This window comes from Pinibacter aurantiacus (genome assembly GCF_019130065.1).
GTDB lineage: Bacteria > Bacteroidota > Bacteroidia > Chitinophagales > Chitinophagaceae > Pinibacter > Pinibacter aurantiacus.
Map to the genome: position 1 here is coordinate 155512 of NZ_JAHSPG010000014.1, position 26103 is coordinate 181614.

Genomic DNA, 26103 nt, shown 5'->3' on the forward strand with positions numbered 1-26103 from the left:
TTTCTTTATTCATCAAATTAAAATTTATCAGGAAACAAATTGCCTTAATATTTTTTGCTATCCAGTTTAAAAGTAAAAAATGCCTGCTCTTAGGCGTGCTGTCCTCTATCCAATGCATCCTTCATAGCGGCCAATAAACCTTGTTGCATTGACATAGCAAATGGCAAATCTTCAAGAAAAATAGGCGCATCGTGATTGCATATCCTTAAAAGAGTTGCCAGCGTATTCTCAAACCACGCGTAATAACTACGGCTTGGAGATCCCGATTGCCTAGATATATAATTAATAGCCCCAATTAATATTGCCTGGCTTTTGGGTAACTCATCAACCAAATGATATAACTTCTCGGCAATCTCAACGAATCCCTTCGTCATTTCTCCCGCTCTTGCTGTATACTCTTCTATATTGTCAACATAGTTATTATCCCTCGCCCAGGCCAAATCCGCTACAAGGGTAAAACAAGCTTCATATAATTTCTCTTCAAATTTCATAGTAGAAAATTATCGTTATTCGCAACCTCCATAGTTGTGTTGATGTTATTTCGGTTATTGTAAATTATACCATCTCATAGTACTTGTCAACCGTATTTATACTTATTCGGCAAGCGCAACACTGACCGCTGCTGCGAACCTAACAAAATATTATCCCTGTTTTTAACGCTATAAAAACTCAAGGCATCGCACTGATCACATGTTCATTTTTTAAACATCTTGACGAGCATTGTTGCACAACCTATTTTTGTCTTATAACATTTAAATCGCTCAACATTTGAAACATAAAAAGCACATCTGTGACTTGCAAGAGTGATTTGCTATTCTTTCATATAAATCAATCACTGACAGTTTTACAGAGCCTGCATTGATCGGGCTTGTTGTTTAGTTCGGTGTAATTATTATGAACCAGACAGCATTGCTACTATGAAACAGCCGTTGCGTCGCACTCTTGTACTTTTTGTTCTCTATGGAGCAATACATCGATTTGCAAACACAAAGACTTTTTGCGTGAGAAGCCTAATCGTTATTAAGACGTGAAGTTCATAAATGCTCTCGGTCATTTCTCAAACATATAAATCACAAATATCCAAGTAAGAAAAACCGAAGACAACCGAGGTTGCCGGTCCCCGCAACCGGCGAGGTGTACAAATGTTGCACATTCGGACCTCGCTCCGACACTCCGGAGTCGTTGCGGAGAAAAGCGGATGAGGATTTTATTGTGATTGCATCTGTAGGATGCAGTGATTTTGAAAACGTGAAAATGAAAATGTGATGAAAGAACAAATCAAAACACCCAAAAATTGGATCAGCTTCCGCGTGAAGCACGACGAGTATACTACCATCTATCACTACTTTGAATCGACTACTTGTCGCAAACTAAGTGAGTATGCAAGAAAAGTTTTACTCAACAAACCTGTTACGATTAACTACCGCAACCAGTCTGCCAATGAAATTTTGACAGTGATGAATCAACTCAAAAATGAATTGAATGCCATCGGCAATAATTTCAACCAGTCCATTCATAAGCTGCATACTTTAGACACAGTGCCGGAAATAAAAACATGGGCATTGCAAAATGAAGCTAGCAAACAAAGCTTGTTGCAAAAGGTGGAAGAAATCAGGGTAAACATGATACAACTCTATGAACAATGGTCCCGCAAATAAAACATCCAAAAAGCATAAGGCGCGCTCTGAACTATAATGAACAAAAAGTGCAGAAAGGACAGGCTGAATTGATCCATGCCAGCAATTATTTAAAGCGTGCGGATGAGATGAATTTTTATGAAAAGTTGGAACGTTTTCAGAAGTTAATGGAATTGAATGACCGTGCACAAACAAAAGTCATGCATGTATCGCTGAATTTTCACCCGGATGACTCTCCAAAATTATCCAGAGAATTTCTGCAAAAGATCAGTGATGAGTACATGCAAAAAATTGGTTTTGGTAACCAACCCTACCTCGTCTATCAACACCATGATGCAGGGCATCCCCATGTTCATATTGTATCTACACTTATCAAAGATGATGGCAGTCGTATCCCGACTCACAATTTGGGAAAAGATATTTCCGAACCTGCTCGCAAAGAATTGGAGAAAATGTATGGACTGGTGAGCGCTGATAAAAAAGAATTAAATCAGCAATTGGAAAAACAAAAAGTGGCGAATGCACAGAAAGTACAGTACGGAAAGTCGGAAACAAAACGAAGCATTACCAATGTTTTGGATACAGTTATTGATCAATATAAATACACTTCACTTGCAGAATTAAATGCAGTGCTCAAACAATACAACGTGATGGCGGACCGTGGACAGGAAGAAGGACGCATCTATAAGAACAGAGGGTTAACATACCGTGTTCTGGATGAGCAGGGACAAAAGACAGGTGTTCCAATAAAAGCCAGTGACATTTATTCCAAGCCAACCCTTGACAAACTCGAAAAAAAGTTTATTGAGAATGAAGAAAAAAGAGAGGCTGACAAAAAACATTTAAAGACAATGATTGACTGGTCGCTGCTGAAAAATCCGCATACGATGGATGAACTGGTAAAGGCCCTAGAGAGGGAACGCATTGCAGTAGTCCTACGTAGGAATGAACAGCGAAAAATTTATGGCATCACCTATATCGACCATGAATCAAAAGCTGTTTTTAACGGCAGCGATCTTGGGAAAGAATATGCCAGCAACCGAATGCTGGAACGTCTCGGAATTGAACAACAACAAACCCAGGATAAGGCAAATCAAAAAGAGCTGCGACAAGAAACGTCATCATACAAAACATCTCAAAGCGCAGCTACATCCTTACAGAAAGAAGTGCCACAAAATGACCCAAAAGAAAAGCAGCGAGAATCTTCACTTAAAGAAAATGTAGGAAAAGATCTGTCCAATATCCTGAAAGAAATGCTACAACCTGAAAATGACCAGCAATCCTTAAACAGTGAATTGCAAAGAGAGGAGGAAAAACGCCGCAGGCGCCGAAACCAAGAACGTGAACGATAAAATATAAACACGATGAATACAAGAACCAGTGAAAATGATATGGGTTTAAAAAAGATGATGGACATGACCAGGATGATAAGTGTCGCTGTATTGCTATTGCATTTTTATTATAGTTGTTATGCAGCCTTTAAAATATGGGGATGGACGCATCCCATTGGTGACAGGCTACTAACCAATATTCTTCACACAGGCCTATTCAGCAATTTTCATAGAGCCAAATTGATAGCATTGGGCTTCCTTAGTTTATCATTGTTAGGAACACAAGGAAGGAAAGGCACTACTTTTAATTACAGGACAGCCTTTGCTTATCTTTTGACAGGCGTGTTGCTTTACTTGATTAGTGTATTAATCTTGTATATGCGCATGCAACCTACTGAAGTTGCCTTTGCGTATATTGTTATTACCAGTCTTGGCTATATCTTGTTTATGACAGGTGGTTCTCTGCTCACACGTATCCTTAAGCTAAAGTTGCAAGGTGATGTCTTTAACAAACTCAACGAAACTTTTCCGCAGGAAGAAAGACTACTTGAAAATAAATACAGTTTGAATTTTAGGGCAACCTATAACTTGAAAGGTAAAACAAGGCCAAGTTGGATTAATGTCGTCAACAGTTTCAGGGGACTTTTGGTAATGGGAAATAGTGGGAGCGGTAAGACAGCTTTTGTTGTAAAAGAAATCATCAAACAGCAGATACAAAAAGGCTTTGCCATGTTCATCCATGATTTTAAATATCCTGATCTCACGAATGTTGCTTACTATCACTTCCTCCAAAATAAAAACAAGTACAAAACAACTCCTGAATTTTATGTGATCAATTTTGACGAACCGGTTCACCGTTGTAATCCCCTAATGGCACAGTCAATTAGAAGTATTACTGATGCTGCTTCCGCTTCAAGATCAATCCTGTTGGGATTAAATCAGGATTGGATTGAGAACCAGGGAGACTTCTGGATTGAATCTTCTATCAATTTTGTGACAGCCTTAATTTGGTTCTTACGCAAATACAAAGATGGAATATACTGCACCTTACCCCATGTGATCGAACTGGCACAGGTGGAATTTGAAAAACTGTTTACAATTTTACGTGCTGAACCCACTTTGGAAATATTGGTTAGTCCTTTTATAAAAGCCTACCAGGAAGATGCAGGTAAACAACTAATTGGTCAGATCTCAGGAGCGGCCGTTAGTCTCGGCACTTTATCAACAGAGAATCTATATTATGTTTTATCAGGTGATGATTTTATGATGACCATCAATGATCCCAAAGCTCCTAAGATTGTATGCATTGCCAACAACCCTCAAGTTTCAAATATTTACAGCGCGGTAATATCCCTTTATCTAAACAATTTGCAAAAACTATTAAAGGAACAAGAAGAGCAACCTTGCGGGATCGTGCTCGAAGAGTTTGCGAACATTTCATGGAATGGCGTTGATAAATTTCTTTCTGTTTGCCGCAGCTATCTCGTGAGTACTACACTTGTCATACAAGATGCCAGCCAGCTAATTTTACATTACGGAAAACACCAGGCAGATGTAATCATGTCGATGGCGGGTAATATTATCTCCGGGCAGGTTACGGGTGATAGTGCTAGAGTTCTTGCTGATCGCTTTGGAAAGATTATGCAAGATAGAGAAAGCGTTTCCATTAATAGTAGGGATACATCTGTCAATCACTCTAAACAAATGGACTTTGCAATTCCACAATCAACAATTGCAAGTCTTTCGTCGGGGGAATTTGTTGGAATGGTGGCAGATACTCCTGGACAAAGAATTGAGAAGAAAATGTTTCATTCGGAGTTCTTGATTGAGATAGGAAGTCAGGCCGGTCAGCAAATTGCTCCTTCGGATTTGCCACAATTGACTGTTGATAACTACGTTATCATGGAGAACTACTTGCGCGTCAAGCAAGAATCCAAAAACATCGCACAGAATGAACTTGAAAGGGTGATGAATACTCCAGAGTTGGAAATCATGATTGTTAAAATGAATGGGAAAAGCTGAATAGTAATACCTTACATTATTGCTCCTTCTCAAATTGAATGAGATTTTATATATTTATTTTCTATAAGCCAAAGATTTGGTGAAAGACTTAGAATAAATAAGGCAATTTTTCTGGAATTCTAAACTATAATAAAAGACTTTCTAAAGAAGTAATCAAAAAGTTAGCTATTTTATTCAAAGAAGAAAGAATTGGCTATTGCATAAATCACCCAAAAAAGCTTGCAATGTTTACAATCCTGACCGTAGATGATTTATATATCGCCAGGCGTTTGTTTCAGTTGGAGATACATCAAAGAAATGGACAAGACTATGAGAACTTATTTTCAAAAGTCATGAGATTACACAATGTAGATTTCATCCAAATTAAACCCCAGGGACAATATGGTGACAGAAAGAACGACGGGTTTATTAAATCAACCGGTCAATATTTTCAGGTGTATGCTCCGGAAAATCCTCATCAAAAGGAAAAGGAAGCAATTGAAAAACTGGCAACTGATTTTAGTGGATTGTACGCATACTGGCATGGAACAGTCACACCTGTTAAAGAGTTCAATTTTGTTTTAAATGATAAATATAAGGGTACTTATCCAACGTTACATCCTGAATTAACTAAAATTGAGACTAATTATTTAGGAGTAACATGCAAAGCATTTTTAAGCCAACATTTAGAAGATATCTTTCTCAAACTTCCGCATCATCATATTATTGATATTCTCGGTAAGATACCTATGGCGGAAGATATAAGTTTGGATACGTCGATACTGGGAGAGGTAATAGGACATCTAATCTCATTAAAAGATGGATTGATTATTGAAAAATTCCCCGTAAATCCAAATTTTGAAGAAAAAATAATATTTAACTCGTTAAGTCAGCATGTTGCTACTTTTTTACGTTATGGTTCATATCAGGATGGCGCATTGAAAGAGTACTTTAAATTAAACAGCACATTTACAAAGGATGACCTTAAAAACACTTTTTCCCAACTATATAAAAATGCTGTAAATGAAATTCCCGATTCCTCAGAAAAAAATGACTTAGTGTTTTTCGATATTGTGAAAAAGGCATGTCCGGCGTCAGATAAAATATATCGTGATGCGGTTTTTGTGTTAATGGCCTATTTCTTCAGTTATTGCGATATATTTGAAGAACCTATTTTGAAGCAGCAACAAGAATTATTTTAATGATTTTACCTTCCAAGCACATAAGAATATCGGAATCCCTGCTGGGTTTAGGTGCTTATCTTTTAAAATATTTACATGATGGACCTAAATCAGTAGATGAGCTTTGGTTTAAAGTTGGTAAACAAAATGAAACTAAAAAAGCTTTCGCTTATCATGGTTTCGATAATGTAGTTTTGGCGTTAAATTACTTATTTATAATTGGAGCTATTGATATTAATTCTGAAGGACTAATTTACAATGCGGTTAATAAAACTATCAGCAAATAATCCTGGGTTTAAAACAATTGAGTTTAACAGGTCTGGACTTTCACTCATAGTTGGAAGAAGACACAATAATGATTATACTCAAAATAAAAAAGATACTTATAATAGTGTTGGCAAATCACTTTCAATAGCCTTAATTAATTTTTGTTTAGGTTCCCAGAAAAATCCTGAATTTGAAACAAAACTTCCAGACTGGGATTTTAGCTTACAATTTGAAATTGATGATATTCCTTATACAGTCACACGTAAATGCAATAATCAGAATATAATCTATTTGAATGATGAAGAAAAATCACTCAAAGAATTTACTGATTTCCTTGCATCAAAAATTTTTAATATTCCTGATTCAGCAAAATATCTCACTTTCCGATCCTTATTGCCACGATTTATTCGCCCTCAAAAAGCAAGCTATAACTCATTTGATAACTTTATTCCAGAAGAGCAGGAGTTTCAACGTACTATTAATAACGCTTTTCTTCTAGGACTAGATATTTTTCTAATCTTAAGAAAATTCAATCTTAAAGATGAACTTGATAAGATTGAGGACATGAGGAAGGCGTTTGAAAAAGACACCATTATAAAAACTTTTTTTGAACAGAACGATGATGATGATTTTGAAATTGATGTAGTGGATTTAAAGCTAAAAATTCAGAAGCTAGAGCAAAATTTATCGAAGTTTGAAGTTGCCGAAGATTACCACGAGGTTGTAAAAGAAGCAGACGATTTGAAAATTCAAATCAAAATGCTAGACAATAAAACGGCTACAATAAAAACAGCTATTTCCAATATTGATAAAAGCCTGGATATTACTCCTGATATTCCTAAGAAACGTATCGAACAGCTGTATAAGGAAGCAATGGTTAGTTTGCCTGACTCCGTAATAAAGCAATTAGCAGAGGTAGAAGAATTCAATAAAAAAATATTGGATAATAGATCTCAACGCTTGGTGAAAGAAAAAGAAGGATTCGAAAAAAAGCTTTATGAACTTGAATCGTTATCTAAAAGATTGGGAAAGTTAAAAGATGTAAAACTTGAGTACCTGAACAGCAAAAGTGCTTTGGATGAATTCACTAAGATGAATGAGCAACTTAAAGAACTGAAAATAAAATTTGATAGCATTGAAAAATATCGCCAATTAAAACAAGAATACAAAAGCAAGTCAGAAGAGCTTAAAAGAGAGTTTAGTTTAGAAAACACTAAAACATCAGAATATTTAGAAAAAAACCGACAACTAATTGAAAGCAATATTCTTATTTTTAAAGCTTTGACTGAGGAATTTTATGAACATAAAAGAGCCGGCATAGAAGTTAAAATTAACGAAGGAATCAATAAAAACCGCTTTGAAATTAAGGCTAAAATAGATGACGATAAAGGCGATGGAGTAAATGATGTAAAAATTTTTTGTTTTGACTGGACGTTGCTATTAGCAAAGCACAATCACAAAATGAAGTTTATTTTTCATGACAGTAGATTATTATCTGAAATAGATTCAAGGCAACAGGCAACACTGTTTAATGTAGCTTATGAAAAAACTATTTCCAACAATTTGCAGTATATAATTTCCGCTAATCAAAATACACTCGATTCTTTAAAATTGGAGATGGGGGAAGACGAGTACAACAAAATTATTTCGGATCATATTGTGCTTGAGCTCACCGATGAATCTGAAGAATCAAAACTGTTGGGTATAAAGATTGATTTGGACTATGATAAAGAGTAGGGCTGCTTCTGAGCCAGTTTAAAAGAATCGCTTTATCCAATTTCGTACATTATAAAATCAGAATTTCCTAACAAAATTCACTATATTAAAGACCTAAACCCAGCTACATGAAATTATCTCCATACAGCCACTGTAAACTACTTGTATATCTTCGCGCTGCGAAGGGTCAAGGTTCGTGCATCTTTTCAATACGGCTTACTTCAATCCAAAGCTTGTAAATTAATCTTTAGCTATGATGCAGCCCGAAGGAACTTGGCTCGGCCTTAATAATTCTCATCACTTAGTATTTTATTGATCAACAATCCAAATACACAGAATATTAATTCCGCAAAACGTCCATGCTGTACGAATAGCTGTAATATTAGCTCCTAAATAAAACATTCCTTACATTAATAAATAAGACTAACTAAAATGGTTTTAGAAAAAAAAATAAAAGCCAAAATTGACACTGTAAAAAAAGGTGAATGGGGATTATTGGAATTAAGAAACTGTGGCCTTACTGAAATTCCGGAAGAAATTTTTGAAATGCCATATCTAACTAGTATAGATTTTAGTAATGACGATTTTTGTGAAGAACAAAACAAAAATAAAATTAAAGAATTACCTGATAAGATTAAACACTTGACAAATCTTTACAGAATTAACTTATCAGGAAATGCAGTTTCATCAATTAGCGAAAGTTTGATAAAACTAAAATCCTTTGAATTGCTGAATTTAAAAAATAACAAGCTAACCGATTTTTCAGCTAAGATAGCAAATATGCCATCTTTAAAACAGTTAATACTAGATGGGAATCCATTTGAAATGATTCCACCAGAAATTGTTGCAAGAGGAATTGAATCGCTACGTAATTTTTTTATAGAGTTAGAGGAGAAAGATTTTCTATATGAGGCTAAGTTAATTATAGTCGGAGAAGGAAGAGTTGGCAAGACTTGTATTTCAAAAGCCTTAATTGATCCAGGCTTTAAACTAATAGATGAAGAAAGCACTGAGGGAATAAATATAAATCGATGGGTAATTCCAAAGGATGAAATACAATTGATTAATCCTAGAATTCAACGAGATTTACAAATAAATATTTGGGATTTTGGAGGGCAGGAAATTTACCACTCGACACACCAATTCTTTTTGACAAAAAGGTCAATGTACATGATGGTTACGGAGTCGAGAAAAGAAGATAGCCACGATGACTTTTATTATTGGTTGAATATAATTAAACTTCTTGGAGACAAAAGTCCTGTTACACTTGTTCTAAATAAATGTGATCAACCTACCAAAGAACTTCCCGTAAAAGAATTTTCTATAACATTTGCCAATATCGTCGATTTCAAAAAAATAAGTTTGAAGTCAGGATACGAACAGACAATTTCGGATTTGAGAAATAATCTCAAAACTATTGCCTCTAATTTGCCGCATATTGGAAATCCACTTCCGAAGAAGTGGGTAAATATTCGAATTGAGTTGGAAGGATTAAAACTCGCTGGAAAGAATTATATTTCCGAACAGCAATATTTAGAAATATGCCGTTCTCATTATAGAAAAACAGAGAGCGCATTGTTTTTAAGTGAGTACTTTCATGACTTAGGTGTTCTATTACATTTTCAAGACGATATCGACTTAAAAGACACTGTGATTTTAAATCATGAATGGTTAACAACGGGAGTTTACAAGATTTTAGATGATCAACAAGTAATTGATAAGAAGGGCAAATTTTCTATCGAAGATCTTAAACGAATCTGGCATGAAGAAGAATATCGATATAAAATTAGGGAGCTCATTACATTAATGAAAAACAAAAAATTCGATTTATGTTTTGAACTTTCTAATGGTGAATATTTAGCTCCAAGGCTACTTCCTGTAGACGAGATAGAACATTCATGGGTAGACGACCCAAATAATTTACGGTTTGAAATACATTATCAATTTATGCCCAAAGGTATCTTGACAAGACTTATCGTAAAAATGAATCAAGATATTTTAGATAACAACTACTGGAGATACGGCGTTGTTTTACACTACCAAGGGACGAAAGCAATCATACGTGAAAAGTATTTTGAAAACAAAATTTCGATTCAGCTCTCTGGTGTAAATAAAAGAGAATTTCTTTTTTTAATCAGGAAAACTATCAATGAAATACATAGGGATTTTAATAAACTCGAATTCAAGGAAATGGTGCCATGCATTTGTTCGCAATGTAAGCAATCTAATGAGCCATACTTCTATGAATTTGACTTGCTATTAAGATATGAAATGAATAACCTTGCTAAAATAAGGTGTAATAATAGTTTAGAAGAAGTGGGCGTTTTGCAACTTACAACAGATGTTATTAAGGGCCGCTTATCCGAAGAAAAAATGATTTTTTGTGAGAATACAAATGAAGCATTATTTAGAGAAACTGCAATTGCCAATGCGGTTTTTTGTGCTGAAAAAGATAGTGCTTCTGTTTTTTTCCAAGTTAGAACACGGCCACAGTTCTTTGGCTTAAGAGATAGAGATTTTTTAATTGATGGTGAAATAGAGAAAATCAGGAAAGTTTATCCTAACTATTTCATTCTCGACTACTATTGCATTGAAAATTACCTGTATCACCCGGAAAATATTGCAGAATTAAAACTAGATGGTTTCGATAAAAAAGCATACACTCAAGATCTAATTTCACAAAAAAATAGTAGAAAATTAGAGATAGTTTCAATCTTTAAAAAATCAAGGGATGGGTATCAGGAATTTAAAATTGAAAGAGAAAATTTGAGAACGAAAATTGATGAGAATGAAATAATTAAATATTTAGAATCTGACGATTTAGAGACATTTCTGAAGTCTTATAGCGTAAAAACATACTTTAAAAAGACTTCAATCGAAAAGTATAATTTAAAGCAGACTGAATTAGTAAAAACTAAATGGTTTCTAGAAAGAATGGACAAACTAATGAATCGTAAATAGGGATTAAATTGTCATCCTAGTTGACGAATAGATATTCAGTCTTTTACAAACCATCGCACCTATCTGGAAAAACCGCCAATCCTGACCCCAGCTTCGTCACGACGATTTACACGTATTTTCTCGTGCGGAAGAGGGGTCAACGTTGGCAAATTTTCCACTCACAGGCTAAAGGTGCCTGTCAATTTGCTTTTTAACACTTGCATATCTTCGCTTGTTTTCACAGCTAATACACGCGCATAATGCAAAGTTTGTTTTAAGGTTTTGTGTCCCAACATTTCCTTTATTGTCGTGATTGGAACTCCGTTACCTAACGTCACAGATGTTCCAAATGTGTGTCTTGCAACGTGCGATGTCAGCTCCTTGTTAATATTGCATATAACGGCAATCTCCTTTAAATACGAATTATACTTCTGGTTACTTAGAACAGGCAGTAGCATATTGTTGGCACAACACATAGGATCGTTTTCATATTTCTTCAATAGCTCAATACAAACCGGCAACAGTGGAATTTGTGACAGCACCCCTTCTTTTTGTCTGTCCTTACTGATCCAATATTCTCCGTCAAAACCTTTGACAACCTCAGATCTCTTTAATTGCCTTACATCAATAAATGCGAGTCCAGTAAAGCAGCAAAAAACAAATACATCGCGAACTCTTACTAACCGATCATTTGTGATTTCTTTTTCCATAATGGCTTTTAATTCGTCCATCATCAAAAATGTTGGCTTCACTTCAGTTCTTGTCATATCAAATCCTGCAAATGGATCACCCACTAACCATTTTTTCTCAACACAATCCAAGACTATTTTTTTCATGTTGGCGAGGTTCTTAATTGCTGAATTATGAGCGCATTTTTTCTCTGTTCGTAGCCACGCATAAAAATCTTTTATAAATTCAACATCAAGCGAAAGAATATTCATGTCGGCCGCCTTGTATTTGTACTTTATAAATTCCTTCGTGTGAGTAAGCGACGTATTAAAGTTTGTCCAAGTCCCTTTAGCAACTCCGTTACCAATCATTTTACTCATTTCATCATTGTGCTTTTGAAAAAGGTAGATGAACATACGCCGCTGTTGTTCTACACCGCTCAAGATATCCTTAATGGCATTTGCGGTGACGACTTTGCCCCTGTCAAGCAATATTCGTTTTGCTTCGTAAGCTTTAGTCTGCAGGGTATCCAAATAGATATTTAATTCCCTGGAGTCCTCCTTCTGCCCTGTAGCCCGGCCAGCGTCGACACTCCATCGCGACGGTTCCCATTTTCTTTTGCATGACAACTCCCTTGGAATTCCATCTACTGTAACTTTCAAATACACATCTTTTGCTCCACTTTTGTAATTTTTTGGCTTTTTTAAAAAGAAAAACAGCCCGATACTTTTTTCTAACATGATCACAAAATTTTCCGGTTAACAAATATGAGAAAGTGATCATTTGAAGACAAGATGTTCAATTAATGAACCCCTTACTGGGCGTAGGTTTCGGCGGAAACCGTAGAGTACTTTTTGTCCGTTTAAAGTACTCTACGATCTACTCGCGTTTATTATGAGATATTTTGGGCTTTTTTGATAGGTCGTAAAAACAAAAAAGCCCGTCAAATCTGCATTTGCGGGCTTTTGAAATGATTTATCAATGTACTCTGCGGTGAGGGTGGGATTCGAACCCACGGTACAGTGTAACCCGTACGACGATTTAGCAAACCGTTCCTTTCGGCCACTCAGGCACCTCACCTACCTAGTCCCGATTTACGGGAGGGAGGCAAAAGTAAGACTTCATCTTATACAATCCAAAAACATCGCAAAAAGTTTTTTAAATAGGCGCCAAAGACCCACAAATAGGCAGATAATCTGATTCTTATGTCGGAAAAATAAAATATCTGTCCCTTACTTTTAACCTGAAATGAAACCGCGATTTCCACATCGGTTTGCCCAATGTTTCCTCCCAGCGATTCAGGTCGGCTTTTAGCTCCTTTGCTTTTTCAGGAAAATTCGTGGAAACGTCATTACGCTCTCCGGGATCTTTTGAAAGATCATACAGGAATTCCACTTTTTCCTTCTCGTTTATGTAGAGCTTATACTCCCCTTTTCGTATTGCTTTGGAGTAGCCATTTCGCCAGTACAAAATATCATGTGGTGCATTGCTGTTCTCACCACTTACAAACGGAAGCAGATTTACGCCATCATACACTTTGCCCGCAGGCGCAGCAATGCCCGCCACACCAACTGCTGTTGAAAAAATATCCAGCGTGCTTACGGGCGACTGATAAGTTGCTCCTGCCGGAATTTTATCTGCATAGCTCATGATGTAGGGCACTTTTATGCCGCCATCAAATTCACACATCTTGCCTCCTTTGAGCGGTTCGTTGTCGGTAGCCGTCGTGTAAGTGGCGCCGCCGTTATCGCTGGTAAAAATGATGAGCGTGTTTTTGTCGAGCCCGGTTTCTTTCAGCTTGCCTATTATTTTCCCTATCGCATCATCAAGTGCAGTGATCATTGCATAGTACACCTGCTTTTGCGGTTCCGCAACGTTTGAAAATCTTGCCACAATATCTTTCGGTGCCTGGAAGGGAGTGTGTGGCGCATTAAAAGGCACATACAAAAAGAATGGACTGCTCTTATTTTGCTCGATGAATGCAACGGCCTCTTCTCCAAATTTGTTGGTGAGATATTCCGTTTCGTCCACAGCTTCGCCATTTCTTACCAATGCACTGTATTTATGCCTGAACCATGTTGGCCTATCCAGAATATCATCGATGTGCTGGTTAACTATTGTTGGATCCTTTTCCGACGCATACAATCCTGCGGCAGCATAAAATCCGTAGAAGTAATCAAAGCCTTTTGCACCGGGCAGCTGATAGTCTGCCACTCCAAGGTTCCATTTCCCTATTGCTCCGGTTTTATAGCCATTTTGCTTTAACACCTGTGCGAGTGTTATTTCATCTTTTGGCAAACCATTGGGCACAACAATTGAGTCCTTTGAAAGATCAATAATATCGCCTTCCTTGTGTGCCCTTCTATAAAATTTTTTCTTCTGCATCAGAGAAAGCTTCCCAATCGGTGCATCCTTTTCCTGGAACTCAAATCCAAAACGTTGCTGGTATCTTCCGGTCAATATAGCTGCTCTCGAGGGACTGCAGATAGGTGATGTACAGTAACCATTCAGCATTTTTACACCACTCAATGCAAGTGAATCAATGTGTGGTGTTGGCACCACTTTATTGCCATACGTGCCTATGTCATGGTAGCCAAGATCATCTGCAAGTATGAATACGATATTAGGCTTCTGCTGCGCCTGCAGAACGTGTGCATTTATGCTAAACACCAGGAAAAATATGGTAATGGCTCTCAACAACATATTTACAAATTAAACAGAATTAGAAGCAATTAATAATTAATAATGAATAATTAATAGGTGAAGCACCAAAATGCTAGAACAACTTGCCTATCATTTAACACCAATGTTAAGGCCGCATTCGTTAATGAATGCGGCCTCCTTAATTATTAATTATTCCCGCCTGCTGACGCAGTCGGGCAGGAATTATTAATTTATTTTCGTTCTTTCTTCCGGATTGTGCAACTCAACAGGCTTGCTGCTTTTTCTGCGCAAACGCATGTTCAACAGCTCAACTCCAAAGGAAAACGCCATGGCGAAATACACATAGTTTTTCAAGTGCAGATCGTGTGCTTTGTCTCCATCCCACCCTTCAACGATCAATACCACACCTACCATCACGAGAAACGAAAGTGCAAGCATTTTTAATGTAGGGTGTTTGCTGATGAAGTCAGCAATTTTCTGACTAAACAAAAACATGATGAACATGGCAATGATAACTGCAATGATCATAATAGGAACGTGCTTGGCAATACCAACGGCGGTAATGATGCTGTCGAAAGAAAACACCATATCCACCAAAATAATTTGGCCAATGGCTGCACCAAAGCTTCCCGCTGCTTTTACGCCGCCGCCTTCTTCGTAACCTTCAAGCTTGTGGTGAATTTCTTTTACCGTTTTATAAATAAGGAACAAACCACCGGCCAGCATTACAAGACTGGCAAGGTCAAATCCTTTGCCACCAATTTCAAATACCGGTTTTCCTTTTTGCTGCACGAGCCATCCCAATGCGATCAGCAAAAGCACGCGAACGGCAATACCGGCGAACATCCAAATTCTGCGGGCCTTTAATTGTTGATCCTTGGGCAATCTGCCCATGATGATGGAAACGAAAATAACATTGTCGATGCCCAGCACAATTTCCAGCACTGTAAGCGTGAGTAAGCTGATAAGGGAATCAACGGTGAATAAATATTCCATTTGAAGAGGGTTGTTAATAAGTTAAAAGTAAAAATTAAAAAGTAAAAAAGTTGACGATGCCACATTCATTCAGGTAGGCGGGGCCAACTTTCTACTTTTTACTTTTCACTTTTGAGTTTTTACTTTTTATAAGTCTTTGTATATTTTTTTGACAATGGTCGGACCTTCGTAAATAAAGCCTGTCCACACTTGCACGAGACTTGCGCCTGCTTGTAATTTTTCTTCGACATCGGCTCCTGTAAAAATTCCGCCACTTGCAATCACAGGAATCTTTCCGCCAGACTTTTGATGTATGTATTGCAAAACTTCTGTGGATCTTTCCTGCACCGGCTTTCCGCTAAGTCCGCCCATGCCGATCGCCTCTACTTCCGCTTTGTCTGTCACCAGTCCTTCACGGCTTATGGTGGTGTTGGTTGCAACAAGTCCATCGAGGTTTATTTCAATGGCAAGGTCAATCACATCATCTATTTGCGAAGGTGTAAGATCAGGCGCTATCTTCAGCAGCAATGGCTTTGGTTGCGCCTTTTGACGGTTGATGGTTTGCAGGTGCGACAAAATTTTGCGCAGCGAATCTTTCTCCTGCAGCTCACGCAGGCCCGGCGTATTTGGAGAGCTTACGTTTACCACAAAATAATCTACGTAATCAAAAAGTGCATTGAAGCAAATCTCATAATCCTTCCACGCATCTTCGTTCGGGGTTACTTTGTTTTTTCCAATATTTCCCCCAATGATCAAATCGCTTTTGCGTGTTTTCCACTGCTGCAGGCGCTTTGCCACCACTTCTACTCCTTCGTTATTAAAGCCCATGCGATTGATGATCGCTTTGTCTTTTGGCAAACGGAACAACCGTGGTTTGTCATTTCCCGCTTGTGGCTTGGGCGTTACGGTTCCAATTTCCACGAAACCAAAACCCATGGCTTCAAGCTCTTTTAAGTACAAAGCGTTTTTATCAAAGCCCGCCGCAAGCCCCACGATGTTTTTGAAACGCAATCCCAAAAACTCTTTTGGTTGTGTGTTTGACGGAGCAAACGATGACCGGATAATACTTCTTACAAATGGAATGGAACAAAGCGTTTTAAAAGAATTCATTGAAAAGTAATGAACACCTTCAGGAGAGAAACGAAAAAAGATGGATCTGATTAGAGGATACATAGTGGCCGCGAAGATAAGGAAGTTGTGAGTTTTGAGTACTGAGTTTTGAGTTTTTGCTCGGGTTATTAGTTCTGGGTTTTGAAGTAAAAAACGAGGCACAAATGACCTCGGGAATCTTACTCAAAACCTAAAACTCAAAACTCAAAACTTTGTTTTTTCACTCAAAACTTTTCCTATCTTTGAAATACAAAGTTGCATAAACAACCATTTTTTTAAAACCTTACGATTATGCAAGAAGCTTATATAGTGGCAGGATTTAGAACGGCGGTAGGTAAATCAAAACGCGGCGGCTTTCGTTTTTATCGCCCGGATGATCTTGCAATAAATGTGATCCAGGGGCTGATGGCCTCTGTTCCTCAGCTTGAGGCCAAACTTGTGGATGATGTAATTGTGGGAAATGCTGTTCCTGAAGCGGAACAAGGTTTGCAGGTGGGCAGAATTATCGCGGCAAAAGCATTGGGCATCGAAGTTCCGGGAATGACGGTGAACCGTTATTGCGCCAGCGGACTTGAAACTATTGCAATTGCAACGGCCAAGATCAGGAGCGGACTTGCAGATTGCATTATTGCCGGTGGTACAGAAAGCATGAGCCTTGTACCAACAGCAGGATGGAAAACGGTTCCGGCGTATAGCATCGCTACTACCGAGCCAGACTATTATTTGAGCATGGGCCTTACCGCTGAAGCGGTTGCAAAAGAGTACAACGTGTCCCGCGAAGCGCAGGATGAATTTTCATACAACAGTCACTTAAAGGCTATTAACGCAATTAAGAACGGACATTTCAAAAACGGTATCCTTCCCGTTACAGTAGAGCAAGTGTTTGTAGATGCCAAAGGCAAGAAGCAAACTAAAAGCTATGTGATGGATACGGATGAAGGCCCAAGAGCCGATACAAATATGGATGCGCTTGCCAAACTGAAACCTGCATTTGCAGCAGGGGGAAGTGTTACAGCGGGCAATTCTTCACAAACCAGTGATGGCGCGGCTTTTGTAGTAGTAATGGGAGAAAAAATGGTAAATCAACTTGGACTGAAACCGATTGCAAGATTGGTGGGTTGTGCGAGTGCCGGTGTTCATCCGAGAATAATGGGAATAGGCCCTGTTGCAGCAATACCAAAGGTTTTAAAGCAAACAGGAATGTCGCTTTCTCAAATTGATCTCGTAGAATTGAATGAAGCATTTGCTTCACAATCGATTGCAGTAATACGAGAAGCGGGCCTTAATCCTGAGATAGTGAATATCAACGGAGGAGCCATTGCACTGGGACATCCGCTGGGTTGTACGGGCACAAAGCTTACAGTTCAGATAACACATGACATGAAGAGGCTTAATAAAAAGTACGGCATGGTTACAGCCTGTGTAGGCGGTGGCCAGGGAATAGCCGGAATAATTGAAAATGTAAATTAGGGTATTGCATTTCAACACATGAGAAAACAGCAGACCGGTCGCAGTTGCGACCGGTTTTTATTTGGTTGAACCGGGAAGTAATTAATAATGAATAATTAATAATTAACAGAGCTGCATTCCTTACAGGATGCGGCTCTCCGACTTTAAACCAGATCTACAACATTTTTTTGTCAGGCATGTCATCCTATTAATTATTCATTATTAATTATTAATTGCCCTTAAAAGCTCTTATTGCTCAAAACCGTCTTATAAATATTTTCTTGCATAAACCTACATTTTACGAATCCCTTTTATATTTTTACTCAACGAATAACTTGCAGCCTTATCCAATCCATCGACGGATAAACATCAATTTAAAATATCCTAAACCCTAACCTGAATGATTAGCTTGTTCATTATAGACGACCATGAACTGTACCTTGAGGGATTATCACTGCTGTTAGTAAGGCAACCGGGTATTGAGATAAGGGGCTCTGCGAGAAACGGTCAGGGCTTATTGGATCAACTTCCGGGTCTTGACGTAGATATTCTACTTCTCGATGTAAATCTTCCTGATATTGAAGAAGAGTTGCTGCTTAAGAAGATACGTGAAATCAAACCAGATCAAAAAGTGATTTATCTTACGCTTATGCGTGGGACACGTTATGTGCATAAACTCACAAAGCATAAAGTGCAAGGCTACATTTTAAAAAATGCTTCCATCAACGAACTGGTTGAAGCCATTACGGTTGTGCACAATGGTGGTTCCCATTTCAGCAAGGATATTGATGTTCTTTCAAACGACGACTTCAGGCATACTATTACTATCGACGATACCAAGGTTGAGGACATTCTTTCCAAACGGGAAATCGAAGTTTTGAAACTGGTTTGTAAAGAATATAGTAACGCAGAAATTGCGGAGAAACTTTATTTAAGCATCAGCACAATTGAAACACATCGTAAAAATCTGATCTCAAAATTGGGTGTTACCAACACGGTGGGCCTTGTAAAGTTTGCTATTAAAAATAAGCTAATAGACTAAAACACACTGTTTTTTTGTGCAATTGAAAGCACTTACCACAATACTACTGCTGTTTTGCACAACGCATCTATGGGCGCAAAAAATGATCGACACCATTGCGCTCCGCAACCTGTACGACCATTGCCTCGACCTGGGCGATGATAAAACAGATTCTCTTTACCATTACTCCCACTATATAGATTCCTGCTCAAAGACGGTAAATTACAAGAATGGACAAATTTTCGCGTTAAGGCTCAAAGGCATTTACTATGAATTTAAAAACGATTACGAAAATGCTGTAAACTATTATCTCCAATCTCTTGCTGCTTCCCGCAAGGTTGACAATCCGTCGTATATCTCCTGTGCATTGAGCGATTTGGCTACTGTATATGCTGCGTATCTCAATCAGCCGGGCAAAGCAAAGGAGATGTATTTACAGATTCTTGACCTTCCCTCGAGCGGAGGCGTTAATGCTCGCGTAACCAACTACATCAATCTTGGCGCCATTTACAACATGCTGAATAAACCGGATAGCGCATTGGTGTACCTGGAAAATGCAAGAACAATTGCAGAGCCTTACAAAGGGAAAATAGATCTTGCCAATCTTTACAACAACATTGGAAACGTGTATGTAAAAAAACACAACTTCAGTAAAGCGATTGGTTATTTCCAGAAGAACAAACATGACCATGAACTGAATCACGAACGCACTGATTTATGGAGTGACTATCTCAATCTGGCCGACACATACATTGGCCTGAAAAAATTTGACAGTGCACAGGCGTATGCGTTAAAGTCATTAGACCTTGCAAAAGAACTTAACTCAACAAACAAAGAGGCAGGCAGCTATGCTGTGCTCGCTAAGCTTTATAAAGAAAGTAAAAAATTCCAGCTTGCTTTTGAATATCAGCAAAAATGGTATCAGCTTGACACATCGCTTGTAAATACTCAAACGAACAACAACATTGCAGAGCTACAGGAGAAATACAATGCAATTGAAAGAGAACATGAAAATAGCTTACTGCAAACTCAAATTGTAGCTGAAAAACTAAAACACAAAATATACATCTACCTTGTATTGGCAGCGGGTTTGGTTATCCTCGTGGTTTCATTTGCATTTTTTGAAAAAAGAAGCAGCAACAAAAAGCTGGAGAAAGTGAACGCTACGATCATGAAGCAAAATGAAAAACTTGCTGAACTTAACCAGGAAAAAAATTCACTGATTAGTATTGTCTCTCATGATCTCAATACACCGTTCTCCAGCATAAAAATATGGACGCAGTTGCTGGAAGGCGACAAGAACAACCTGACGGCAGATCAAAAAAAAGCGATCGACAGGATCTATCAATCTGCTGAGAAAGGAGAACTCCTGATCAAAAACATTTTGATCGTTGAAAAAGCTGGATTGCAAAGTGAAAAAATAGTGCTCGAATCTTTCGATCTTACAGACTTCATCAAACATCAGATCGACAACATATCTCCCATTGTGGCTACGAAAAATATCAGCTTGCATTTTGAAAGCAATCGACAGGATATCAATATTCTTTGTGACAAATCTTACATGCAAAGAATTTTTGAAAATCTTGTTTCCAATGCGCTGAAATATAGCCAGCCGGGAAAAAACATTTGGGTAAATGTTGACCAGGACGAGAATTCTGTTTTCCTTACAGTAAAAGATGAAGGCATTGGCATTTCAGAAAAAGAGATCATGCATCTGTTTTCCCGCTATGGCACCGTTTCATCAAAACCCACAAACGGAGAGCCTTCTACAGGATTAGGTTTATACATTGTAAAGCGACTTGCCGAAGAACTAAATGGCAGTGTAGTATGCAAAAGTAAAATTGGCGTAGGCTCGGAGTTTACGGTGGCGCTGGCGAAATAATTAAGATTAATTGAAAATTGAAAGTTGAAAATTGAAAATGACGTTTGGGAAAGTTCCAGCTTCTCTGCTGTCTATAAAATGCAAAAGGTCGAACATTATAGATATGTTCGACCTTTTGCATTTTCAATTTTCAACTTTCAATTTTCAACTAACAGAATTACTTCGAAACTTTAATAACTCTCTTGATCACCATGAGATTTTTGTATTCTACTCTCAAAGCATATACACCGTTTGGCAGATTATTAAGGTCGCTGATGGTTACGTTTGTTAATCCTTTGATCACCTTAACGTCTTCTGTTTTTAAGATCCTGCCGTTGTAATCAAAAACAGAAACTTTAATGGTTCCGTCAAGCGGAGAAACAGCGTTGAAGGAAATACTGTTGTTGAAAGGATTCAAAACAGACTGCACATCAAAATGTAATCCAACAGGGCTAAGGATAATTGATTTACTATAGCTGAACTGTGCACCATCCTGAACTTTCAGCCTGTAGTAAGCAGGTTGATCTAAAATATTTGGATCTGTAAAACTATAAGAGGCTCCTGATCCATTTACGCCTTTTCCATTCACGATCGCTATTGGCGAATAATGAATATTGTCAAAACTCTTTTCGAGGGTAAATTTCGTTTGAGCGCTTTCTGTGCCCGATGTCCAGACTATCTGTCCAATATTTTTACTGCTCAATACTCCATTAAAGTTCAATAAAGATGTTTGCAGTACATGACTACAATTGTTAACGTACACCATGATAGTGGTGCTGGCAACAAATGAACAGTTTTCATTCGACAAATTCTCAGGCGAAGTTGCGATCCTCAGCCTGTAGATATTTCCGTTAGAGGTACTATCACCAAAGAAAGGTTTGTGCCCGATTCTATATTCATACTTACCATTAACATTCTCCACAACTCCTACGTTGGTAGTATCAATTGCCCATGTGCCTCCTTTGTCAACACTCTTCTCCCACTGCCAGTATGTATAGTTAGGGAAATAACTGCTCACAACGCAACTAAGATCAACCTGGTTGCCGTAGCAAACTTTAGCATTTCCAGTTGGTTGCATGTCCAGATTAGGTGTACAGGTTGCTACAGATATATCATCAATTGCCCAGTCGTTACCACCACCACCCGGTGCGTTATTTCTAATGGTAAGAGTAAACGAAGTTTGGCTAGGTCCCGTTAAATAAGTAAATGCTTTCTTGATCCATTTTCCTGAATAAGAAATATCTCCTGTGGTATAATAGTCTACACCATTTAATTGATAAGTAAGATTTGGATGCACACCAGATGAGTCTTTCAGACCTGTAGGAATATATCCGGAATTGCTTGGACCACGACCTAAAGAGTCAGCACCGCATTTTGAACAAATGTTATACAACCAGGATGAAATTTCATAGTAAGTATTAGGACACAGATTCGTAACAGTGTATTGAAACGCATAGTCTGTTTTATAACTCGCATTCACCACCATCATATAACCTGCATTTGGGTTGGCAACTGTATCTGCAGCTTTATTACCTGCATAAGGATCAGCTGCTCCTGTATGGTCACCTATAATATCCCATACACCAAATACACGGTGTGTCGTTGGTGTAGTGTTATCAGGTTTCGCCCAGGCATTGCTTGTTGTGTATGCTTCTGTACTTGTATTATTTGCTACACCATAGTAGTAGTCATTTGGTGTACCTGTTGTAAATGTGCGGAATTGGTACGTTCCGGAAATAGCTGAAGATGCACCACGGTTGCGGGGCTTTCCGCTTCCAAATGAACCACCGTACTCCATGCCTATCGCATTACCGCCAACTGTGTTTTCACAAATACCGGTGTTCTTAAAAACAGCGGCATTATTTAAGTCGAAAAAAACATTCTTTAAAGAGCCGCTGTACTTGTAGGTAAACTTTCCGCCGCCCACATTTACGGTTGCTCCGTAAGCAGCGGTAACAACCATTTCATAAGAGGCAACCATAACACAGGTGCTTCCCCACAAAGTTGGCTTGTCTGTATTTTTCATTTGGCCACGACGCGAAGCTGTTGCAGTTTTTAACGTTGATGTATATCCCATATTAATGGTGATAAACTGGTTACTTACAATTTTACCTGGATCATCTGTAAGCGCGTCGGTAAAAGACTTCCATATTTTTCCTTCGTTCGTCAGGATACGCAGTGTACCCGGAAGGTATTTTGCGCCTACAGGAATGGTATCATAAAAGCCGCAACTGTCAATGGTTCCAAGAGAAGAGTTAACGACGATGGTTGTACGTATTTGAAGTGTATCTCCGGGCTCGATAGTTCCGCCGGAAGCGCCTTTTGTTTTATTGACGTACGTTTTACCGTAGTCTAAGGTTTGAGAATAAGCTGCATTATAAACGATAAAAAAGAGTATAAGCAACCAAATACGTAGAAAGAAACGTACAACGTTGTGTAGAGGTTTTTTCATAGTAAATAGTTTTTCTAGGTGGATTAAAATATTACCTCAAACATATAACAAGAAAATAGAAGAAGCTATAGTAAATCTACCCGTTCAGAAACTATTTTTACTATAAACTCATTTTTTCTTCTTTCGTATACCATTAAACGCTTTTTTTGCGTTAGAAACTTTATTAAAAATGACGGAACAGTTATTTTTTAATGAAGATTTTTAATGGCCAATAAAAATCCGATCCCATGCAAAAACTAAAAAGTGGTTTTATCATAAAATCATTATTGCAGATACTTGCAGTTGTGTTTGCAATACCGGCCCTGGGCCAATCCAGCACTGAAACATGGAATGATCAACAGTTTAAGCTTGACATTCTTCCTCATCAAATGAACTATCCCTGGGAAATAACTTACGGACCTGATGACTCTCTTTGGATCACAGAAACCAAAGGTTACGTTATCACGAAAATGCATCCTGGAAATGGAGGCTACCGCTCGCTTAAGGATCTGAATTCATTTAAAAAATACAACCCTTCAACAGTGGGCATTGGCCCGCAGGGTGGCCTGATGGGCATGGCGCTTCATCCTCAATTACTAAGTGGAAAACCTTACGTGTACGTTGCAATGGTGTATGATTATTTGCCCAATACCGGCACACCCAACAACAGCAGTTGCGGCACCGGCATGTGTTACTACAGAACAATGGTGCTTCGTTTTACTTACAACACGGCAACAAAATCTTTAAGCACAAAAGCAGACACTTTAATTGCAAACCTGCCGGGAAGCAATGACCATAACTCCGGAAGACTTGCAATTGGCCCCGCACCCAATTATTATGTTTTCTACACAATTGGAGACATGGGCGCAGGACAATTCAACAATGCATCAAGAACCAACAACGCGCAGGACACAACGGTGTATGAAGGAAAAGTTTTACGATTCAACAGCGAGCCGGATTCAGATGCAGATGATGTGACCGACCCATACAATCAGTGGATACCGAATGATAATCCGTTTGCGAGCCCAAGCTCGGGGAACAGACTTGCAATCTACTCTTACGGTCATAGAAATGCACAAGGGCTTGTGTGGGCCAAAGTCAACGGTGTCGATAAACTATACAGCTCAGAGCACGGCGATAAATCTGACGATGAAGTGAATGATATTCAAATGGGCCACAACTATGGCTGGCCAAAGGTTGCAGGTATGCCGGACAACAACTATAGCTCTCTGGATGCATATCCCAACAACAACAAATTGGCGAATAAAAACATCAATTACAGGGAAGACACTTTTGCTGTCAATCATGATCTCACGAGGCCTTTGTTTGTATTGTTTAATGCCGCCGCATCTAACATTAAAGCAGACGGAACAAACATTTACACATGGCAAACCGTGGCACCTTCAAGTATCGATTACTATGGTTCAGGCATTATTCCAGGATGGAAAAATTCTCTGCTTGTAACCTCACTTAAATATGGAATGTATCGCCTGAAACTGAAGACTGCCGGGGATTTTGTTGACAGCACTATAACCCCAAACCTGGTTGATACACTTCCTTATCTTCATGGCTATCGAATGAGGGACCTCGCCATTGCACCTACGGGAGATACGCTGTTTTTTATTGCTGATAATACCGGCAATACATCCGGCCCTACCGGCGGTTTTGATGGTTCGGGCAGTAGTAATACAACACTTGGCGGGGGAAAAGTTATAAGACTGGTTTACCTCACAACGCTTCCAAAAAAAGATCCGGACCCATTCAAGCCTTTCCAGGAAAGCTTTACAAAGATCTATCCTAATCCTGCATCGTCTTACCTCAATGTGCAAACGAAGCCTGGCATTAAGAAACCTTTGCTTATACAGTTATTTGATATGAACGGCAGACGAATTGTAGAAACAACCACCTCCCAGGATAACATAACACTTGATGTAAGCAAAGTTGCTGCGGGAATGTATTTCCTCAAAGTTTCAAATGGTTACGGAGCTTTGGTTACAACAGATAAAGTAGTGATTAATTAGGCAATTCAAATATGTTTTCGGCGTCAAGCATTCGTTAGTTTTTGGTTATTTACACAAAAAGAAAACCGGCTGAATATTCAAGCCGGTTTTTCTTTTTTATAATAAGCAAGTATTACAAACCAATTTCAATTTTGTATTTGATGGTTGCTTTGCAAGTAAGCGCCTTGGTAGTTGCTTTACGAAGTGTGCCGGAAAGTTTATAGGAGAAACTTGTTGAACTAAAATAAGGTTTCAGATCAAGGGTGGTATTTACCGGCAGATTTAAAGTTGACGCTACTGTTTCAGGATTGCTCGTCAATGCTGCAATACTAACCAATGTAGCGTTTGTGTTGGAAGACATTTCCGCGCTGCATGCCGAAACATTTCCGAAGGAGTTCAAATCATCCGAATTGGTAATCGTAAGCACGCATGACTCAAGCTTTACAGATTTGATATTGATAAGGCCGTAGCTTTTTCCTGCCTGCTCTTTGATAAGGCTGTCAATGTACAAAGAAGTATTGAACTGAGAGAGAACGCCGCTTCCAGCATTGCTTGGCTGAATGGTGAAATCAACATCTGCAGATTGTGCCGTAACGTTAATGCTGATCAGATCTTTTACTTTGTTGCAAGAAGAACAAACTGTTAAAAACAAAAATGCAAAAGCGCTTAGCTTCAGGGTAAGTAGTTTCATCGAGTGTAGATTAAAATTTCGGCAAAGATATAGTTCTAATGACAGTATGCAAGTGGGACATCATAATAAACTGAATAACTGATTAACCGAATAACTGAGTGGTTGATAGTTGTAATGCAAAATTGAAAGTGAACTACTCAGTTATTCAGTCATTCAGTT

General features: G+C 38.4%; 18 protein-coding genes and 1 tRNA gene. 11 read left to right on the forward strand and 8 right to left on the reverse strand.

The genetic code is table 11. The annotated features are described in order from the left end of the window. Positions 1-89: 89 nt before the first annotated feature. A complete protein-coding gene (locus KTO63_RS18205) occupies positions 90-491 on the reverse strand; it encodes a hypothetical protein (RefSeq protein WP_217792982.1) in 402 nt (133 codons plus the stop codon). A 774-nt stretch (positions 492-1265) separates the two neighbouring features. Here KTO63_RS18205 and KTO63_RS18210 point away from each other — a divergent pair. The 7 genes from KTO63_RS18210 to KTO63_RS18240 all read left to right on the forward strand — a co-directional run bounded on the left by KTO63_RS18210 (position 1266) and on the right by KTO63_RS18240 (position 11094). Beyond that, entirely contained in the window at positions 1266-1658 is a 393-nt protein-coding gene (locus KTO63_RS18210; RefSeq protein ID WP_217792984.1) for a plasmid mobilization protein, read from the forward strand. Beyond that, the gene (locus KTO63_RS18215; RefSeq protein ID WP_217792986.1) at positions 1643-2989 is read left to right on the forward strand and encodes a relaxase/mobilization nuclease domain-containing protein; all 1347 of its coding nucleotides are present in this window, start codon (positions 1643-1645) and stop codon (positions 2987-2989) included. Before KTO63_RS18210 ends, KTO63_RS18215 begins: the two co-directional genes overlap by 16 nt. A gap of 12 nt (positions 2990-3001) precedes the next feature. Beyond that, entirely contained in the window at positions 3002-4990 is a 1989-nt protein-coding gene (locus KTO63_RS18220; protein WP_217792988.1) for a YWFCY domain-containing protein, read from the forward strand. A 224-nt stretch (positions 4991-5214) separates the two neighbouring features. After that, complete coding sequence (locus KTO63_RS18225) at positions 5215-6171, forward strand: ABC-three component system protein (RefSeq protein ID WP_217792990.1); 957 nt, start codon at positions 5215-5217, stop codon at positions 6169-6171. After that, positions 6171-6437, forward strand: a complete 267-nt coding sequence (locus KTO63_RS18230) for an ABC-three component system middle component 6 (protein WP_217792992.1) — start codon at positions 6171-6173, stop codon at positions 6435-6437. Before KTO63_RS18225 ends, KTO63_RS18230 begins: the two co-directional genes overlap by 1 nt. Continuing rightward, complete coding sequence (locus KTO63_RS18235) at positions 6409-8154, forward strand: DUF2326 domain-containing protein (RefSeq protein WP_217792994.1); 1746 nt, start codon at positions 6409-6411, stop codon at positions 8152-8154. Before KTO63_RS18230 ends, KTO63_RS18235 begins: the two co-directional genes overlap by 29 nt. A 411-nt stretch (positions 8155-8565) precedes the next feature. Beyond that, entirely contained in the window at positions 8566-11094 is a 2529-nt protein-coding gene (locus KTO63_RS18240; protein ID WP_217792996.1) for a COR domain-containing protein, read from the forward strand. Positions 11095-11252: 158 nt separating this feature from the next. Here KTO63_RS18240 and KTO63_RS18245 read toward each other — a convergent pair whose 3' ends face one another. From KTO63_RS18245 to KTO63_RS18265, 5 genes are all read right to left on the reverse strand, one after another. Next, positions 11253-12482 carry a site-specific integrase gene (locus KTO63_RS18245; RefSeq protein ID WP_217792998.1) on the reverse strand — a complete coding sequence of 410 codons (1230 nt, stop codon included), beginning with the start codon at positions 12480-12482 and terminating at the stop codon, positions 11253-11255. Between the two features lie 251 nt (positions 12483-12733). Continuing rightward, positions 12734-12822 (reverse strand) — tRNA-Ser (locus tag KTO63_RS18250). A 123-nt stretch (positions 12823-12945) separates the two neighbouring features. Beyond that, the gene (locus KTO63_RS18255; RefSeq protein WP_217793000.1) at positions 12946-14445 is read right to left on the reverse strand and encodes a sulfatase-like hydrolase/transferase; all 1500 of its coding nucleotides are present in this window, start codon (positions 14443-14445) and stop codon (positions 12946-12948) included. Positions 14446-14631: 186 nt separating this feature from the next. Then, positions 14632-15402: a TerC family protein gene (locus KTO63_RS18260; protein WP_217793002.1), complete on the reverse strand. Its 771-nt coding sequence runs from the start codon at positions 15400-15402 to the stop codon at positions 14632-14634. A 126-nt stretch (positions 15403-15528) separates the two neighbouring features. Beyond that, a complete protein-coding gene (locus tag KTO63_RS18265; protein WP_217793004.1) occupies positions 15529-16554 on the reverse strand; it encodes a quinone-dependent dihydroorotate dehydrogenase in 1026 nt (341 codons plus the stop codon). A 228-nt stretch (positions 16555-16782) separates the two neighbouring features. Between KTO63_RS18265 and KTO63_RS18270 the strand changes: the two genes are divergently transcribed. From KTO63_RS18270 to KTO63_RS18280, 3 genes are all read left to right on the forward strand, one after another. Next, on the forward strand, positions 16783-17961 hold the full coding sequence (locus KTO63_RS18270) for an acetyl-CoA C-acyltransferase (protein ID WP_217793007.1): 1179 nt from the start codon (positions 16783-16785) through the stop codon (positions 17959-17961). A gap of 379 nt (positions 17962-18340) precedes the next feature. Further along, positions 18341-18982 carry a response regulator gene (locus tag KTO63_RS18275; protein WP_217793009.1) on the forward strand — a complete coding sequence of 214 codons (642 nt, stop codon included), beginning with the start codon at positions 18341-18343 and terminating at the stop codon, positions 18980-18982. A 16-nt stretch (positions 18983-18998) separates the two neighbouring features. Then, a complete protein-coding gene (locus tag KTO63_RS18280) occupies positions 18999-20843 on the forward strand; it encodes a tetratricopeptide repeat-containing sensor histidine kinase (protein WP_217793011.1) in 1845 nt (614 codons plus the stop codon). A 157-nt stretch (positions 20844-21000) separates the two neighbouring features. On the opposite strand, the gene KTO63_RS18285 is transcribed toward KTO63_RS18280, so the two are convergent. After that, on the reverse strand, positions 21001-23274 hold the full coding sequence (locus KTO63_RS18285) for a T9SS type A sorting domain-containing protein (protein ID WP_217793013.1): 2274 nt from the start codon (positions 23272-23274) through the stop codon (positions 21001-21003). A gap of 227 nt (positions 23275-23501) precedes the next feature. Between KTO63_RS18285 and KTO63_RS18290 the strand changes: the two genes are divergently transcribed. Continuing rightward, the gene (locus KTO63_RS18290; protein WP_217793015.1) at positions 23502-25274 is read left to right on the forward strand and encodes a PQQ-dependent sugar dehydrogenase; all 1773 of its coding nucleotides are present in this window, start codon (positions 23502-23504) and stop codon (positions 25272-25274) included. Between the two features lie 112 nt (positions 25275-25386). Here KTO63_RS18290 and KTO63_RS18295 read toward each other — a convergent pair whose 3' ends face one another. Next, positions 25387-25944 (reverse strand): hypothetical protein, encoded by a 558-nt coding sequence (locus tag KTO63_RS18295; RefSeq protein ID WP_217793017.1) that lies wholly within the window; start codon positions 25942-25944, stop codon positions 25387-25389. Positions 25945-26103 lie beyond the last annotated feature (159 nt).

Excerpts from the sequence above, each read along its gene's own strand:
- KTO63_RS18205 (WP_217792982.1), bottom strand. The coding sequence starts at position 491 with ATGAAATTTGAAGAGAAATTATATGAAGCTTGTTTTACCCTTGTAGCG.
- KTO63_RS18210 (WP_217792984.1), top strand. The coding sequence starts at position 1,266 with ATGAAAGAACAAATCAAAACACCCAAAAATTGGATCAGCTTCCGCGTG.
- KTO63_RS18215 (WP_217792986.1), top strand. The coding sequence starts at position 1,643 with ATGGTCCCGCAAATAAAACATCCAAAAAGCATAAGGCGCGCTCTGAAC.
- KTO63_RS18220 (WP_217792988.1), top strand. The coding sequence starts at position 3,002 with ATGAATACAAGAACCAGTGAAAATGATATGGGTTTAAAAAAGATGATG.
- KTO63_RS18225 (WP_217792990.1), top strand. The coding sequence starts at position 5,215 with ATGTTTACAATCCTGACCGTAGATGATTTATATATCGCCAGGCGTTTG.
- KTO63_RS18230 (WP_217792992.1), top strand. The coding sequence starts at position 6,171 with ATGATTTTACCTTCCAAGCACATAAGAATATCGGAATCCCTGCTGGGT.
- KTO63_RS18235 (WP_217792994.1), top strand. The coding sequence starts at position 6,409 with ATGCGGTTAATAAAACTATCAGCAAATAATCCTGGGTTTAAAACAATT.
- KTO63_RS18240 (WP_217792996.1), top strand. The coding sequence starts at position 8,566 with ATGGTTTTAGAAAAAAAAATAAAAGCCAAAATTGACACTGTAAAAAAA.
- KTO63_RS18245 (WP_217792998.1), bottom strand. The coding sequence starts at position 12,482 with ATGTTAGAAAAAAGTATCGGGCTGTTTTTCTTTTTAAAAAAGCCAAAA.
- KTO63_RS18255 (WP_217793000.1), bottom strand. The coding sequence starts at position 14,445 with ATGTTGTTGAGAGCCATTACCATATTTTTCCTGGTGTTTAGCATAAAT.
- KTO63_RS18260 (WP_217793002.1), bottom strand. The coding sequence starts at position 15,402 with ATGGAATATTTATTCACCGTTGATTCCCTTATCAGCTTACTCACGCTT.
- KTO63_RS18265 (WP_217793004.1), bottom strand. The coding sequence starts at position 16,554 with ATGTATCCTCTAATCAGATCCATCTTTTTTCGTTTCTCTCCTGAAGGT.
- KTO63_RS18270 (WP_217793007.1), top strand. The coding sequence starts at position 16,783 with ATGCAAGAAGCTTATATAGTGGCAGGATTTAGAACGGCGGTAGGTAAA.
- KTO63_RS18275 (WP_217793009.1), top strand. The coding sequence starts at position 18,341 with ATGATTAGCTTGTTCATTATAGACGACCATGAACTGTACCTTGAGGGA.
- KTO63_RS18285 (WP_217793013.1), bottom strand. The coding sequence starts at position 23,274 with ATGAAAAAACCTCTACACAACGTTGTACGTTTCTTTCTACGTATTTGG.
- KTO63_RS18290 (WP_217793015.1), top strand. The coding sequence starts at position 23,502 with ATGCAAAAACTAAAAAGTGGTTTTATCATAAAATCATTATTGCAGATA.
- KTO63_RS18295 (WP_217793017.1), bottom strand. The coding sequence starts at position 25,944 with ATGAAACTACTTACCCTGAAGCTAAGCGCTTTTGCATTTTTGTTTTTA.